Genomic DNA, 15,582 nt, shown 5'->3' on the forward strand with positions numbered 1-15,582 from the left:
TCGGCATCCACCGGGAAGGGCATGTTGTGCAGGGTGTCGGCGTCGGCGCAGGCCAGCTTGGCAACCTCCATCAGCTGCTCCTGGGTGGGATTCTCCACGCCCAGGTCTGCCAGAGTAGTGGGCAGGCCCACCTCGGTGCAGAACTCCAGCACCTCTTCCAGCTCCTCCAGAGGAGCGTTCTCCAGCACCAGCTGGACCAGAGTACCGAAGGCCACCTTCTCGCCGTGGTACAGGCTGTGGGTCTCGGGGATGGCGGTCAGGCCGTTGTGGATGGCGTGCGCGCCCGCCAGGCCGCCGCTCTCAAAGCCCACGCCGGACAGATAGGTATTGGCCTCGATCACGTTCTCCACCGCCTTGGTGCAGACATGACGCTCCACTGCCAGCTTGGCCTTCAGGCCGTCGGCCAGCAGGGTCTCGTAGCACAGGCGGGCCAGGCTCATGGCAGCCAGAGTCACCTTGCCGCCCACGCAGTTGGACGCGCCGGAGGCCTGGCAGGCCCGGGCCTCAAAGTAGGTGGCCAGTGCGTCGCCCATGCCGGATACCAGCAGGCGGGCGGGAGCAGCGGCTACAATGTCAGTGTCCACCAGAACCACGGTGGGGTTGGCAGGCAGGAACAGGTAGCGATCAAACACACCCTCATCGGTGTAGATCACAGAAAGGGCGCTGCAGGGTGCGTCGGTGGAGGCGATGGTGGGCACGATGACCACCGGAGCGCCCGCATAGTAGGCAGCCGCCTTGGCGGTGTCGTGGATCTTGCCGCCGCCGATGCCAACCACCACGCTGCAGCCGGAAGCCTTAAAGGCCTCGACCACCTGGTCGATCTCCTTCTGACTGCACTCGCCGTTGAAGATCTCGTACACCACCTTCGCGCCGGTGCCTTCCACGCTCTGGGCGATCTTGCCCTCCACGCGCTTTTTGCCGGAGGCACTTACCAGCACGAACAGATCCTTGCCGTATTTCTCGCAGTGCTCATACAGATGAGCCAGTTCCCCGCGCCCCTGCACATAGCGGGAGGGGCTGCCGATCACGTTTGCCATAGTCACTCTCTCCTTTTTGGATGCGCGGATCACTCCCGCGCAAAACATTCTGCGGTCATTATACCACTGTTTTTCGAACAAATTCTACTGGCAATCGTTAAAAAAAGAACAGGCAAATTTTATGAAATCTGCCCGCAGCGCATCCGGCACATGCCGCATTTCCGGGCCCTCAAATGCTTTTTTAAAGTATGGCTTTTCTCGTTTCTTCTTTTGTTTATTAATCGCTTCCCGGATTAAACCGGTATTTTTTTACGAAATTAAAGCTTTATTCATAAAATATCAAATATTTTCATAGTATAATAGGGGCATGCAGCGAAAAAAGTGGCTGGCAACGGCTTTTCCAGGCTATTTTAGCAAAGTGTACCCGCGCCATCCGCTTTTGCCTTTGGTTGACAAGTTATCTTTTTATTTGTTACCCTATTATTATAGGTTTTTTAACGAACCGGAATGAAACAAGAGAGGGGTTCGAGATTCGTCATGAACGTATTACTGGAAGAATTCGTGCTTCCGCGCGATTTGGAAATGATTTTGAACAACAGCCCCAGCATCATCATCCCCAAAACGGAGGAGATGCTGTATGATCTGATCTTTGGCAACGGCAGCACCAAGCAGATCGATGTTTCCTACGATGTAAACGGCACTCTTGTGAAGGAGGCCGACGTGGTGCGCTGCAAAAATGGTGCTGTGGTCAACTATGTGGAGGACTACATGCGCCGCCGCGACCCGGACTGCATGCGCATCGGTGACGACAAGCCCACCGACAAGCCCCGCTTCAAGGATGTGTACGGCTACGACTTCAACACCCTGAAGGTGGATACTTACAAGTGGCTGGCCCGTCAGGAGCTGATTCTGGTTCCCTTCATGGCCGGCGGCTACGAATACGGTTACCAGGCTCTGCTGGTCTGCCCCCGCAACGCGGCCTTCTTTGCGTTTGCGCTCTCCCAGCTGCAGGCCTTCGTCTGCGCCAAGGACATCCACAACTTCAAGCCCCGTGCCATCGTGTATGTGGCTCCTCCCTTCCGCCACACTCACTTTGACGGCAAGCAGGTGTGCGTGCACAACCGGCTGGACGACCGCCACGAGGTTTTCGCCTACAACCTGTACCCCGGCCCCTCTGCCAAGAAGGGCATCTACAGCGTTCTGCTGGACATCGGCGAGCAGGAGGGCTGGGTCACCGCCCACGCCTCTGCTGCCCGGATCGTGACCCCCTACGAGAACGAGATGGTCATGATGCACGAGGGCGCTTCCGGCGGCGGCAAGAGTGAGCTGCTGCAGGATGTACACCGTGTACCGGACGGCCGCGTGCTGCTGGGCACCAACCTGGAAAGCGGCGAAAAAGATTACCTGCATATGAGCGATACCTGTACCATCTACCCGGTCACCGACGACATGGCGATCTGCCATCCCTCCTTCCAGACCGGCAGCGGCAAGCTGGCCCTGTACGACGGCGAGGATGGCTGGTTCCTGCGTGTGGACGGCATCACCGAATACGGCTCGGACCCCATGTACGAGCGCATCACCATCCACAGCAAAAAGCCTCTGGTGTTCTTCAACATCGAGGGCGTGCCCGGTTCCACCTGCCTGGTGTGGGAGCACACCATGGACTCCACCGGCAAGCCCTGCCCCAACCCCCGCGTGATCGTTCCCCGCAAAATGGTGGACAACATCGTGGATAAGCCGGTGGAGGTGGATGTGCGCAGCTTCGGCGTGCGCATGCCGCCCTCCAGCGCCGCCCGCCCGGACTACGGCATCATGGGCCTGATGCACATCATCCCGCCCGCCCTGGCCTGGCTGTGGCGTCTGGTGGCCCCCCGCGGCTTCAAGAACCCCAGCATCAGCGGCAACTCGCCTCTGGCCAGCGAAGGCGTGGGCTCCTACTGGCCCTTCGCCACCGGCCTGCGGGTACGCCAGGCAAACCTGCTGCTGGAGCAGATTCTGGCCTGCCCCAACACCAAGTACGTACTGATTCCCAACCAGCACATCGGCGTATACCGCATCGGCTTCGCGGCCGAGTGGATCAGCCGTGAGTATCTGGCCCGCCGCGGCGGCGTGAACATGAAGATGGACCGCCTGTCCCCCGCTCCCTGCGCCCTGCTGGGCTACTGCATGAAGGAGATGAAGGTGGACGGCCAGGACATCCGTTCCGCGTTCCTGCATCCCGAAACCCAGGATCAGATGGGTATGGAAGGCTACGAGAAGGGCGCCCAGATTCTGTACGACTTCTTTGCCAAGGAGCTGGAGGCCTTCGATGTGGAGGAACTGCACCCGGTGGGCAAGCAGATCCTGGAGTGCTTCAAAAAGCGCGGCACCATCGAGGACTACTGCGCCATCACTCCCTTGGGCCTGAAATAATTTCTGCCAAACAAGGCCTCCCGGCCGCTGACCGGGGGGCCTTTTGCATCCCATGCGGGCCCGTCCCGCCTTCCGGAGGAAATTTATGAAACGCTGCTTTTCTCTCTTGAACGGGGATCGGCTCGACTGCACCGAGCAGGCCGCAATCCTCACCTTTTCCGGCCCCCGGGCGGTGCTTTCCACCGCTGCAAACGGCGGCGGCCTGCGCCGGGACCTGAGCGCCGTGTTCAATTACAGCGACTGCGGCCCTGCCGGAGTCTGCCGCCCCATGGAGGGTGATACCCTGCTGGAGCACCAGCGGGCCGTGGCCCGGCGCCTGGGTCTGGACCCGGAGCACACCACCGGGCTGGACACCGCCGTGAATCTGGACAATATGGTCCTGGTCACCCGTCAGTGGCAGGAGCTTTGGGTCACAGCTGCGGTCTCCGCCGGGGCGGATGTGAACGCTCTGTGCGCCGGTGACCCGGCCACCCTCACCGAGCAGGCCGGCAAGCCCTGCGCCGTTCCGGCAGGCACCATCAACATCTTTCTCATCACCGGCCAGGCCCTTTCCCCCGGTGCCATGGTGGAGCTGGTGCTCACCGCCACCGAGGCCAAGACCGCCGTGCTGCGGGACCTGATGCAGGGCAGCAGCGCCTCGCCCCGACTGGCCACCGGCACTGGCACCGATGGGCTGGTGATCGTCTGCGATGATTCCGGCACTTCACCCTTCCTTTTGAACGCAGGCAAGCATTTCAAGTTCGGCGAACTGGCGGCCCAGGCCGTGAGCCAGGCGGTGGCGGAAGCTCTGCTGCGCCAGACCGGCCTGTGCCCGGAGTTTCAGCGCAGTATGCTGCGGCGGCTGCAGCGTTTCGGCATCAATGCCCAAAGCCTGCAGGCCCACTGCTCCGGCAGCCTTCCCGGCGGCAGCGCCGCTTTTGACCGGGCGCTGGCCAAGCTGGACCGGGATGCCTTCGCCGTGAGCGCTGTGGCACTGTATCTGCATCTGATCGACCAGCTGCATGCCGGTCTGCTCACATCTGCCCAGGCCGATGACTGGGCGGAGCATCTGCTTGGCGAGCTGGCCGCGCATTTTCAGTTCAAAGCGACTGCTCCGGACACCGCTCAGTCGCTGGAGCAGCGGCTGGAGGGCTTTCTGGCCGGGCTTCTTCTGGCGCATCTGCGGGAGCAGGAACAGCTTTACCCTACTGCTTGAACGCAGCTCATTCCTCGATTTTTCTTCCGGCTCTTTTTCCCACTCAGTTTATTGACATGCGTTTTTTGATATGATCTCCTTTTGTGAAATTGGGCCTATATCACGTATCCTGCTTGGCCCATCACAATGCGCATATTCCGTCTTTTTCAGGCAAAACAAGGAGGAACTGAAGGGATCTTTGCCAGCGCACAAAAGAACTCTGGGCAGCTTATCTGGCTAAATGCAATGAGGGAAATTTAAGTGGCCTGAATCACTTTGCTCCTGCCTGCTCTGTCATTGGCACCGGCAAGCACGAAATCTACCGCGATCTGGATCAGTTCACGCAGGCAATGAACAAGGACATCCAGACCCGGGGAGATTTTTTATTCCATTTTCGGGACTTCTGGTGCACAGAACAGCCGCTGAGTGAAGACTGCAGCCTGGTCTATGGCGGATTATATATCTGGGGCGACAGCACCGATAACAGCATCCGCATCAATATGGACAGCCGCTTTACGATTCTGTATAAAAAAATTGACGGCGAATGGAAAGTCCTCCATCTGCATCAGTCCATTCCCAATCCCGAACAGATGGATGGTGAATATTATCCGCGCACCCTGACCCAGCAGATCGAGCGTTCTCAGGAAACCATTGAGCATCTGACCCAGCTGGCCCAGCGGGACAGTCTGACCGGTCTGATCAATTTCAACACCTTGCAGAGCTTTTACACCGATCTGGACAAACACGACGCATGGCTCATCGTGGTGGACATGGACGATTTCAAGACCCTCAACGATACCCACGGCCATCTGGCAGGCAACCACATGCTCCGGCGGCTTTCCGATCTGCTGATGGCCACCGTGCGCTCCCACGATCTGGTCTGCCGCATGGGCGGCGATGAGTTCGTTCTGCTGTGCTGCGGATTGGGCTCCGAGCGCAACGCGCAGGAACTGATGCAGCGGCTGCTGGCGCGCACTGCAGAAGTTTCCGGTGAGGAACCCGCCTGGACCGGCATCTCCATCGGCGGCACTCCCATTTACAGCGATGACTGCCTGGAAAGCGCCTTTAAACGGGCGGATAAAGCCCTCTATCAGGCGAAGGCCCAAGGCAAAAACCAGGGCAGTATTCTATAAACGCCCTTATTCCATCCAAAAAACGCCGCCCTGCCGGAAGTTCCCGGCAGGGCGGCGTTTTTTTCCTTTGTTTACATCTGACCATCCAGCAGCAGCTGGCGGACCTCAAGCAGGTCCTTACAACACCGGCTGTACAGCGCCCGGATCTCCTCATCAGGCTGGGCGATATCCGGCACCATCACAGTGACCGCCCCGGCCGCGTGGCCCGCGCGCACACCGTTGAAGCTGTCCTCCAGAACCAGACAGTCCCGGATGTCCACCCCCAGACGGCGGGCCGCCTCCAGAAAGATATCCGGTGCGGGCTTGCTGTGGCGCACATCCGCGCCGCAGACCACCTGATCAAAATACCGGGCCATACCGGTGGTTTCCAGGTTTTTCAAGATCAGCGCTCGGGGGCTGGAGCTGGCCACGATGCGAGGCAGCTTTTTCTCCGCCAGCGTTTCCAGCAGCTCGGCAAGGCCCGGCTTGCAGGGCACACCCTGAGAAAACCGTTCCTCCGCCAGCTCCCACACCTTTTCCACGATCACCTGGGGGTCTGTCTGGGGAAAGAATTTATGAATGTGCTCGTTCAGCCTCACACCCGCCAGCCCGCGGCCGCCGGTAAAAAATGCCTCCAGATCCTGCGGCATTTCCAGCCCCAACGCCTGGCAGGCAGGTTCCCACAGAGTATCCCACAGACGCTCGGTATCAAACATCAGGCCGTCCATATCAAAAATAACCGCTTTTATCATAAAAGAAATTCCTTCCTTGCGCTTGTTTTGCAGCCTCTATTCTACCCCATTTTCTATGGATTGACAACCGGCGCCCACAGTCTTTTATCCCGCGAAGCTATCAAAAAAACAGGACAAGCCTGCTTAAAGGCTTGTCCTGCTGGCACCCCCGGCAAGAATCGAACTCACAACTAACCCTTAGGAGTTTGGCGTTTCTTTTGGTACGATATACCCATCATAACTTCCCATTATTTTTGATTCGTTGTGACATTGTGTGGTCACTGGTCAATCTGCACAAAAATCCGTAAAATGCCGCCTCGTTACGGCCTGTTCAGAATGTCAAATTAGCAAATTCTTAGCACGGATGATGGCAGAAAGCCCCTTTGCCACAAGGAAAATCAGATAGGCATAGTCAAAACGCCTACGAAAAATGGGAGGCAAAATTATGAGTACATCGCAGGAAAAGAAGCTGCCGAGCAACAGAACCTATACCGTGGATGATATTGCCGCAATTCTTGGTATTGCAAAATCCACCGCATACCGCTTGGTGAACTCTGGAGAGTTCAAAACAATTCGCATCGGTTATGCGATCCGCATTTCAAGAAAGTCGTTTGAGGACTGGCTAGCTATGGAAGAACCAGAGGTCGAAACGGAATGACAGATAAGAGCGCCATAGGCATGTAACCGATGGCGCTCTTCGTTTTGTAAAAATCAATTAGGGTACGATTTTACGGTATTCATTTATTGCGTAGCTATCAGTCATACCAGAAATAAAATCACAGATTCCTCGTACAAGGATAATTCTTTTTTTCAATAGTACTTTGTCTTCTTCGGTACGCTGCTCTTCATTTGCGGGAATATTTGCTGTTGTAATATTATTCCATTCATCTTTGATGAGCTGAGGGTTTCCTTCTCTAAAACTAATAACTTCAAAACCTTGTTCTCTATACTCATTCCAAATTCTTTGCAAAGTTCCCTTATGTAAGAGCATTGGATTTTTGTAATATGCTTTGAACAATGCAAGTACAATGTTGGAGCCATTTTGATCGAACATAGTCACTTCATGACTATTAATCACTTTTTTACTTATTATATTTTCTAAGTATTTACATAAATCCGCTCCCAGATCTGAGAACCAAACCAACTTTTGATCAATACAGTGGTTATTTTTGTTAAACTGTTCAACATCATATGCTTTCATTCTTTCAGCTGTTGCACAACAAACATCTCGAATAAAATGATGAACAATTATAGAAGAAATTTGAGAATAGATTAGTTCACTTTTATCAGAGAATAAACGATTTTTAGAATCTAAATCCTCAATTTTTTCTAATAATTTGTCAATCTCTTGTTTTAGTGCATTTGATTTTTTTAGCGATAAATATTGTGAAAGCTCAACAGGGGTGATTAAATGCGAAGCGAATGCATCATCGATGTCATGACTTCTTTGGGCAATTTCATCCGCCACAGCAACAACCTGTCCCTCTAATGTAAATGCTACATCACCTTGTTCAGTTAGAAAACCGTCTGAAAAATCTTGTATGTCTAAGCCCGCTTTTTTCCCAGTATGCATCCACATACCATTAAGTGTTTGCTCAGACAAATCCAATCCATCTATTTCCGGATATTGAGATTCAAGACAAGATGCTACGCGGACGCTTTGATAGTTGTGCTTAAATCCTCCATAGGGAAACAGAACTGACTCATCTTCTATAGGGTCATCTGATTTAAGAGAGAGAAAATTAACCTCAAATCCTTCTTTGCCTGTTAGAATGGCATGAAGAGTTCGCTCTCCCTGATGTCCGAAAGGAGTGTGACCTATATCATGACCAATAGCAATTGCTTCTGCCAATGAACTGTTGAGCTTCAATTGATGACTTATGCTTTTTGCAATTTGACACACAATTAGTGTGTGCGTCATTCGAGTGCGATAATGGTCTCCTTTTGCTGAAGAAAAAATTTGCGCCTTGTCCACCATTCTCCTAAACGCTTTCGAATAAATAATTCGATCATGGTCACGCTGGAACTCTCCGCGCTGTTGAGGGGACCTGAGATTATACTTTCTTCGGCAATATTGATTTTTTTGGGCTAACGGTGATAAGCCATTTTCTTCTTCAAGTTCTTGATAGGCCAACGCCACTTTTTCTTGAACAAATGGCGCAGTTTCAAATTTCCTCATTTGTTCAATTAATGGTTCTGAAATTTCAAAGTTGAGATAAGAATCACCAGGAAAATCTGTTTCCAAATTCAAATGCAGATTATATACAAAATTTTCTATAACTGATTCTTCTTTGGTTTTGTATTTTAGCTTGCAATGAATGGATTGTATATCTTCGCTTACATACTTATAACAGATACACCAGTAAATACAGCTTATCTCGTCACCTTGGTAATCCAGTAATGCACACCTGTAGTGTACATCGTCATCCATTTCCTCAAACACATCTCTATCATGTGTGGACGTCGTAGCAGTTAAATTGTAATATGCGGGAGGATTGGCATTATTCTTACTGTTAGTTAGATATTCTCGAAATCTATTTAAACCGGTTGCTTGGTTTTTCATTTTGATGATATACAATTTGTTGTTAGAATAATTAGGCACTTCGATTCCCCCTTGCAGTTGCTATTTAAACCGGATAGGCAAAACAGCCAAAAGAAAAAAATAGTAGAAAATTATTTTGTTTAATTATACCATTTCCGCCTTGGAATAACAATCCTAAATTAGATTTTCACAGCCATAGGTTATAAGCCTATGGCTTTTTGCGGCATTTCATATCGCATCTATTACTTGGTTTAAAGGCTACCATAAGCAATAGATTTAGAATCTCTAAACTGCACCGAAAGGAGTCAAAAAATCCATGTTTTCTCTTGCACAATCAGCACGAAGGCCGCCGCCCGTAGGTTTTCCCCTCCGGGGTGTCCAGGAGGCATAGAGGCTGTCTTCTCCCTTAAAACGAACACTTTTCCCAACCGCCGAAAGGAGGTGATACCATGGCGGTATTTCGCATTGAGAAAACCCGCAACTACACGGTGATGTCCAATCACCACCTGCGGAACGCGGGACTGTCCCTAAAATCCAAAGGGCTGCTCTCCATGATGCTGTCCTTGCCGGAGGACTGGAACTACACTACCAGGGGCTTGGCTAAAATCTGCAAGGAGGGTACGGACAGCATTGGCTCCGCCCTGAAGGAGCTGGAGCGAGCCGGATACATAGTCCGCAATCGGCTCCGAGACAGCAAGGGCAAGATCGTGGATGTGGAGTATGTCATCTACGAGACGCCTCATCCCCCGGACACGGGCCAGCCGTGTGAGGACGAGCCGGATACGGCTTGTTCAGATACGGAAAACCCGGATATGGATAATCCATGTCTGGAAAACCGGCCGCAATTAAATAAAGAGAAAAGAAATCCTGAAGAACAAAATACTGATTCACCAAGTACGGAAGGATCAAATCCTATCCAATCAAGCCCCCAGTCCCCCGCAGGGGCCAGCAGGACCGGACGGGACTGGATGCGGGAGCGAGAGAGCTATCGGGAACTGATTTTGGAGAATATCGAGTATGACTATCTATGCCGGGATGACCGGCTGGACCGGGATATGCTGAATGAATTGGTTGAGCTCATGGTGGATACCGTCTGTTCCCGCAGGGAGATGATCCGCATTGCCGGAGACGACTATCCGGCGGAGGTGGTCAAATCCCGGTTCCTGAAGCTGAACAGTTCTCACATCGAGTATGTGCTGGACCGTATGCGGGAGAACACCACCTATGTCCGCAACATCAAGAAATATCTGCTGGCTGCCCTGTATAACGCCCCGGCCACCATCGACAGCTACTATGCGTCCCTGGTGAACCATGACCTATACGGCGGCGGAGAAAGGAGATGATGACTTATGCAGGAAGAAGTCACCCAGCGCACCGTTGCCCTCTGTGTGGAGGCCACCAAGCTATCCGCCGGGATGCTGCAACAGGCCATGAAAAAGGTGCTGGACGAGATGCAGAAAGGAGTGACCGGCCACAAAACCAAGCTGCACCACGGCAAGCAGACCATCCGGCAGCTGATGAAGCACAACACTGGCGTTTCCAACATTGAGATCACCGACCAGAACATCCGGGCCTTTTCCGCCACCGCCAAGAAATACGGCATTGACTTCGCACTGAAAAAGGATACCAGCGGCGAGATACCCCGCTACCTGGTGTTCTTCAAGGGGCGGGATGCCGACGTCATCACGGCGGCTTTCCGTGAGTTCTCCACAAAGAACCTGGAGAAAGAGAAAAAGCCCTCCATCCGCGAGGAGCTGGAGCAGGCGAAGCAGCAGTCGAAAGCCCAGCACCGCCAGCGGGAGAAAGTCAAAACCAAAGACCGGGGTGTGGAATTATGACCGATACCTGGAAAAAAGCCCTCATCCTCAATCTACCGTATCTACTGTTCGTGTTTCTCTTTGATAAGCTCTGCCAGGCGGTGCGCCTTGCGCCCGGCCTTGACGCCTCTGAAAAGTTCCTGCATTTGAGCCAGGGCTTTACGGAGGCGTTTTCTTCTGGGCTGCCCAGCCTGCATCCCCTGAACCTGCTGGTGGGCATCGCCGGGGCGGTCATTGTTCGGCTGGCGGTGTATGCCAAAGGCAAGAACGCCCGCAAATACCGTAAGGGCATCGAGTACGGCAGTGCCCGATGGGGCACAGCGGCCGATATCGCCCCCTATGTCGATCCGGTCCCTGACTGGAACATCCCTCTGACCCAGACGGAAAAGCTCACCATGTCCAGCCGCCCGAAAAATCCCAAGTACGCCCGGAACAAGAACATTCTGGTCATCGGCGGCAGCGGCAGCGGCAAGACCCGATTCTTCGTCAAACCCTCCCTCATGCAGATGCACAGTTCCTATGTGGTCACCGATCCCAAAGGACAGCTTTTGTCCGAGGTGGGGACCATGCTGCGGCGGGGCGCCCCCAAGCTGGACGAGAACGGAAAGCCCATGCGGGATGCCCACGGGAAGGTCGTTTATGAACCGTACCGCATCAAGGTCCTCAACACCATCAATTTCAAAAAGAGCATGAAATACAACCCCTTCGCCTACATTCGCAGCGAAAAGGATATTTTAAAGCTGGTCAATGTCATCATTGCCAACACCAAAGGCGACGGGGAAAAATCCTCCGAGGATTTTTGGGTCAAGGCAGAACGCCTTTTGTACTGCGCCCTGATCGGGTACATCTGGTACGAGGCGGAGCCGGAAGAAAAGGACTTCCTCACGCTGCTGGAACTTATCAACGCATCCGAGGCCAGAGAGGACGACGAAGAATTTCAAAGCCCGGTTGACCTGCTGTTTGCCAAGCTGGAGAAGGAGCACCCGGACCACTTCGCCGTGAAGCAGTACCGCAAATTCAAGCTGGCCGCCGGCAAGACCCTGAAATCCATCCTGATTAGCTGCGGCGCCCGCCTTGCTCCCTTCGATATTGCGGAGCTGCGGGAGATCATGTCGGACGATGAACTGGAGCTGGATGCCCTGGGCGACCGGAAAACGGCGCTGTTCCTCATCATGAGCGACACGGACACCACCTTCAACTTCGTTATCGCCATGCTGCAAAGCCAGCTATTCAACCTCCTTTGTGACAAAGCGGACGATGTGTACGGCGGCAGGCTGCCCGTCCATGTGCGGTGCCTTCTGGACGAGTTCGCCAACATCGGGCAGATACCCAACTTCGACAAGCTGATCGCCACCATCCGGAGCCGGGAAATCTCGGCTTCTATTATTTTGCAGTCCCAAAGCCAGTTAAAGACCATCTACAAGGACGCCGCGGATACCATTGTGGGCAACTGCGACACCACCTTGTTTTTGGGAGGCAAGGAGAAATCCACCCTGAAAGAAATCTCGGAGCTGCTGGGCAAGGAGACCATCGACAGCTTCAATCAATCCGAGAACCGGGGCAGCCAGGTTTCCCACGGCCTCAACTATCAGAAATTAGGAAAGGAGCTGATGACCCAGGACGAGATCGCGGTAATGGACGGAGGCAAGTGTATTTTGCAGCTTCGAGGGGTGCGGCCGTTTTTCAGCGACAAGTTTGATATAACGAAGCATCCCCGCTACAAGTACCTTGCCGACGCCGACAAGAAAAACGCCTTTGACATTGAACGGTACATGAAACGCAGACCGGCCATCGTGAAGCCGGACGAGCCTTTCGATCTGTACGAATTGAAAGCGACCGACCTTCAACCCGACAATTCAACTGAACGAAAGGAAATGTGAATATGAGCTTTTTTACCAACGCTATTGACGTTTTGCAGACTCTGGTCATCGCCCTGGGCGGCGGCCTGTGCGTATGGGGCGGCATCAACCTTTTGGAAGGTTACGGCCAGGACAACCCGGCCTCCAATGCTCATGTGCGGTAAAGTAACACAATAATTTGATAGGCAACCGCCCCTATTCCGTAATTTGAAAGACCGGCTATAAAAAGTTGTATCCGTATGGTATAATAAAAACAAAAAATATCAAGGTGGTAAACGCTTATGGAATTTCACGAAAAGCTGCAAGAACTTAGAAAACAAAAAAATCTAACACAAGAAGAACTTTCTGAAATACTGTTTGTTTCACGAACTGCCATTTCAAAATGGGAGTCAGGGCGTGGCTATCCAAGCATTGACTCCTTAAAAGCTATTGCAGAATTTTTCGGAGTAACAATAGATGAACTGTTATCCAATAGAGAACTGATTTGTATTGCAGAAAAAGATAGTCACCAAAAAACACAGCATATGCGTGATTTAGTATTTGGCTTGATTGATTGCTCTGTTGTAATGTTGTTTTTTATCCCTCTTTTTGGACAGCAAGGGGGCGAGATAATTCGTCAAGTGTCTTTGCTATCGTTACAGGAAACACCATTGTTCATAAAAGTTGCATATTTTGCAATCATTTTATTAACAGTTGCTTGTGGTATTGCTACGTTAGCTTTGCAAAATTATTCCAGCATTATTTGGATAAAAACAAAGACTATCTTATCTATGATATTGACTATAATTAGCGTTGTTATCTTTATTGCAAGCCTTCAACCTTATGTAGCCTTTTTTACATTTGTTTTGTTGATTATCAAGGGCGCTTTGTTGCTAAAACGCCCATGACACGAAGCGTATCAATGATGTGACGGGCAAATTCTTTCGTTTTTTTCACTCCAAAGTTAAAGTGTGATTAGGCAAGAGCCAAATACATAAAAAACAAAGGAGCAAAAAAATGAAAGAAGAAAAGAAAAAAATCCAAAACAATTTTATTGTAGCTGCCGGACTGTTGGCTTTGTTCATTCTCTACACAGTGGCAATTATGTTTGTTGATGTGCAGCCAATCGGCCCACAGGGTTCATCTGTCGGGTTTGCGGAAGTCAATCAATATTTTCATACGCTGTTTGGTGTGAATATGCTGCTATATAGTATAACAGACTGGTTGAGTATTGCTGTACTGTTTATCATGTTCGGATTTGCAATGGTAGGTCTTGTGCAACTTATTAAAAGGAAAAGTCTGTTTCGTGTAGATAGCAGTATTTTGGTATTAGGCGGTTTTTATGTGCTTGTATTTTTGGCATATCTCTTTTTTGAGTTTTTTGTTGTAAATTACAGACCTGTTTTGATTGAGGGTGTTTTGGAAGCCTCTTATCCGTCCTCTACAACAATGCTTATGATGTGCATTATGCCTACGGCTATTATGCAATTTCACCATTTGATTTCAAGCAAAAGATTAAGGAATATAGTAAATGCTTTTTGTGGTATCTATGCAAGTTTTATGGTCATTGGGCGGGTTTTATCTGGTGTGCATTGGTTTACTGATATTGTGGGTGGAATATTGCTTAGTGCAACACTTGTTATGTTGTACTATTCCACAAATCAGTTAGTAAATAGCAAAGCCAGCCGGAGCAGTCAACGGTCAAGATGAACGGGCTGCGCCCGCCGTTGACAGCCCCGCCTGTCCTTGCTGGTGGGTAGTCAAGGGGCGACAGCAGGGAGTGCTGCCGCCCCTCACTATCATCAGAGAAAGGGGGATTTTCCATGACCGAGAAAGAATACAAAGAACATATCCAGTACACCCATAACGCCTATTGCCGGATAGTCATTCGCCATGCTTCCATAGACGCTGCCCGTATGCTGTTTGCCAAGTGGAAACGAGAAATCTCCCTTGAATACTTGACCGAAGAAAAGTTTGTTCCACTAAGCACCACAGACGAGTATTTTCAAGTGCCAGACTATGGCGAAACTTATCCATTCTCCGTCCGGGGGCAGACGATACTTTTAGATAGCTGCTCCCTTGCGGTTGCTCTTGCCGAGCTGCCGGAACAAACGCAGGAGGAAATCTTTTTGTATTACTTCCAGCACTTGACGCAGAAAGAAATCGGGGAACAAAGCGGCTGGACACGTAGCACAATCGGGCGGCATATTCAGCTTGCCTTGAAGCGGCTGAAAGAGGAAATGGAGGTGTTGTCCCATGAGTAACCGACTTCTCCCCTATGACACTATCATAAAGGCACATGAGGGCGACCCCATAGCAATACAAGCTGTCCTTGACCGATACGCCGGATATATCCGCTACTTCTCCAAGATGAACGGCTATTATAACTCTGATATGGAGGACTACATCAGAACAAAGCTGATTGAAAGCCTGTTCAAGTTCCGGTTTGACCGATAACATAAAAACTGAATATCCCGCCGCCCCGCAGCGGCACATGAAGCAGTAAATCCGAAAAAGATTTGCTGCTTTTTTTGCGCCCATTTTTGGCAAATCGGGAAAGTGTCGGTACTGGTATGTGAGCAAGGAAATTTCCCGTTTTCTATCAAACAGCGGGCAAAACACAGCTTCCAAAACGCCTTATTGTCGGGAAAGAGCGAGCCACCGGAAAAGTTCTTGCCGGAAAGTCCGTCATTTTTGCTTTTTGCGGTGTTGTAGGGAGTAAGGGGGGAGAATGCCAGCCTGCCGCCTTTTATGAAAAAAGCTGGTTATAGATTTCCCGAAAAAGTGGCAGTAGCAAGTGAGGGCAATCCAGCAGCTTTTATGAAAAAGTTGGTTGCGATTTTCTGAAAAAGTGGCAGTAGGAAGTGAACGGCAGTCCGGCAGTTTCTTAGAGCAAGTTTCTACCACGGTGCCAAAATCCGCAATTCTGCGGTTTTGCCCCTCGCGGGAAACTTGTTGGGGAGTGCCTTCCCCAAACCC

General features: G+C 51.5%; 15 protein-coding genes and 1 pseudogene. 12 read left to right on the plus strand and 4 right to left on the minus strand.

All coding sequences use genetic code 11. From position 1 onward, the window contains the following. The coding region (locus J7G73_RS13405; RefSeq protein ID WP_291246636.1) for a glycerol dehydrogenase at positions 1-1,037 on the minus strand (1,037 nt) is incomplete at its 3' end. Positions 1,038-1,514: 477 nt separating this feature from the next. Between J7G73_RS13405 and J7G73_RS13410 the strand changes: the two genes are divergently transcribed. The 3 genes from J7G73_RS13410 (at position 1,515) to J7G73_RS13420 (ending at position 5,696) form a co-directional block, all read left to right on the plus strand. After that, on the plus strand, positions 1,515-3,389 hold the full coding sequence (locus J7G73_RS13410; RefSeq protein ID WP_291246637.1) for a DUF4914 family protein: 1,875 nt from the start codon (positions 1,515-1,517) through the stop codon (positions 3,387-3,389). An 85-nt stretch (positions 3,390-3,474) separates the two neighbouring features. After that, on the plus strand, positions 3,475-4,584 hold the full coding sequence (locus J7G73_RS13415) for an adenosylcobinamide amidohydrolase (RefSeq protein WP_291246638.1): 1,110 nt from the start codon (positions 3,475-3,477) through the stop codon (positions 4,582-4,584). Between the two features lie 212 nt (positions 4,585-4,796). Then, a complete protein-coding gene (locus J7G73_RS13420) occupies positions 4,797-5,696 on the plus strand; it encodes a diguanylate cyclase (RefSeq protein ID WP_291246645.1) in 900 nt (299 codons plus the stop codon). Positions 5,697-5,767: 71 nt separating this feature from the next. Here J7G73_RS13420 and J7G73_RS13425 read toward each other — a convergent pair whose 3' ends face one another. After that, a complete protein-coding gene (locus tag J7G73_RS13425) occupies positions 5,768-6,427 on the minus strand; it encodes an HAD family phosphatase (RefSeq protein ID WP_291246639.1) in 660 nt (219 codons plus the stop codon). Between the two features lie 424 nt (positions 6,428-6,851). On the opposite strand from J7G73_RS13425, the gene J7G73_RS13430 reads away from it, so the two are divergent. Beyond that, positions 6,852-7,064, plus strand: a complete 213-nt coding sequence (locus J7G73_RS13430) for a helix-turn-helix domain-containing protein (RefSeq protein WP_164474964.1) — start codon at positions 6,852-6,854, stop codon at positions 7,062-7,064. Positions 7,065-7,121: 57 nt separating this feature from the next. On the opposite strand, the gene J7G73_RS13435 is transcribed toward J7G73_RS13430, so the two are convergent. After that, a complete protein-coding gene (locus J7G73_RS13435) occupies positions 7,122-9,008 on the minus strand; it encodes a dGTP triphosphohydrolase (protein ID WP_291246640.1) in 1,887 nt (628 codons plus the stop codon). 389 nt (positions 9,009-9,397) lie between these two features. On the opposite strand from J7G73_RS13435, the gene J7G73_RS13440 reads away from it, so the two are divergent. The 8 genes and pseudogenes from J7G73_RS13440 (at position 9,398) to J7G73_RS13475 (ending at position 15,060) form a co-directional block, all read left to right on the plus strand. Then, entirely contained in the window at positions 9,398-10,291 is an 894-nt protein-coding gene (locus J7G73_RS13440) for a DUF6017 domain-containing protein (RefSeq protein ID WP_291246641.1), read from the plus strand. 6 nt (positions 10,292-10,297) lie between these two features. Further along, positions 10,298-10,786, plus strand: a complete 489-nt coding sequence (locus J7G73_RS13445) for a PcfB family protein (protein WP_291246642.1) — start codon at positions 10,298-10,300, stop codon at positions 10,784-10,786. Beyond that, the gene (locus J7G73_RS13450) at positions 10,783-12,645 is read left to right on the plus strand and encodes a VirD4-like conjugal transfer protein, CD1115 family (RefSeq protein ID WP_291246643.1); all 1,863 of its coding nucleotides are present in this window, start codon (positions 10,783-10,785) and stop codon (positions 12,643-12,645) included. The genes J7G73_RS13445 and J7G73_RS13450 overlap by 4 nt, the downstream gene beginning before the upstream one ends. 2 nt (positions 12,646-12,647) lie before the next feature. After that, positions 12,648-12,776 (plus strand): annotated as a pseudogene (locus J7G73_RS13455) (Maff2 family mobile element protein); the annotation flags it as partial. A 129-nt stretch (positions 12,777-12,905) separates the two neighbouring features. Further along, a complete protein-coding gene (locus tag J7G73_RS13460; protein WP_021661433.1) occupies positions 12,906-13,511 on the plus strand; it encodes a helix-turn-helix transcriptional regulator in 606 nt (201 codons plus the stop codon). 109 nt (positions 13,512-13,620) lie between these two features. Further along, positions 13,621-14,313 (plus strand): phosphatase PAP2 family protein, encoded by a 693-nt coding sequence (locus J7G73_RS13465; protein WP_021661434.1) that lies wholly within the window; start codon positions 13,621-13,623, stop codon positions 14,311-14,313. Positions 14,314-14,426: 113 nt separating this feature from the next. Next, positions 14,427-14,867, plus strand: a complete 441-nt coding sequence (locus J7G73_RS13470; protein ID WP_148430730.1) for a sigma-70 family RNA polymerase sigma factor — start codon at positions 14,427-14,429, stop codon at positions 14,865-14,867. Then, a complete protein-coding gene (locus J7G73_RS13475; RefSeq protein WP_021661436.1) occupies positions 14,860-15,060 on the plus strand; it encodes a helix-turn-helix domain-containing protein in 201 nt (66 codons plus the stop codon). Before J7G73_RS13470 ends, J7G73_RS13475 begins: the two co-directional genes overlap by 8 nt. 231 nt (positions 15,061-15,291) lie before the next feature. On the opposite strand, the gene J7G73_RS13480 is transcribed toward J7G73_RS13475, so the two are convergent. After that, positions 15,292-15,582 (minus strand): hypothetical protein (locus tag J7G73_RS13480; protein WP_291246644.1); only part of this gene is annotated, 291 nt, incomplete at its 5' end.

It is taken from the genome of Allofournierella sp., from assembly GCF_017889395.1.
Classification (GTDB): domain Bacteria; phylum Bacillota; class Clostridia; order Oscillospirales; family Ruminococcaceae; genus Allofournierella.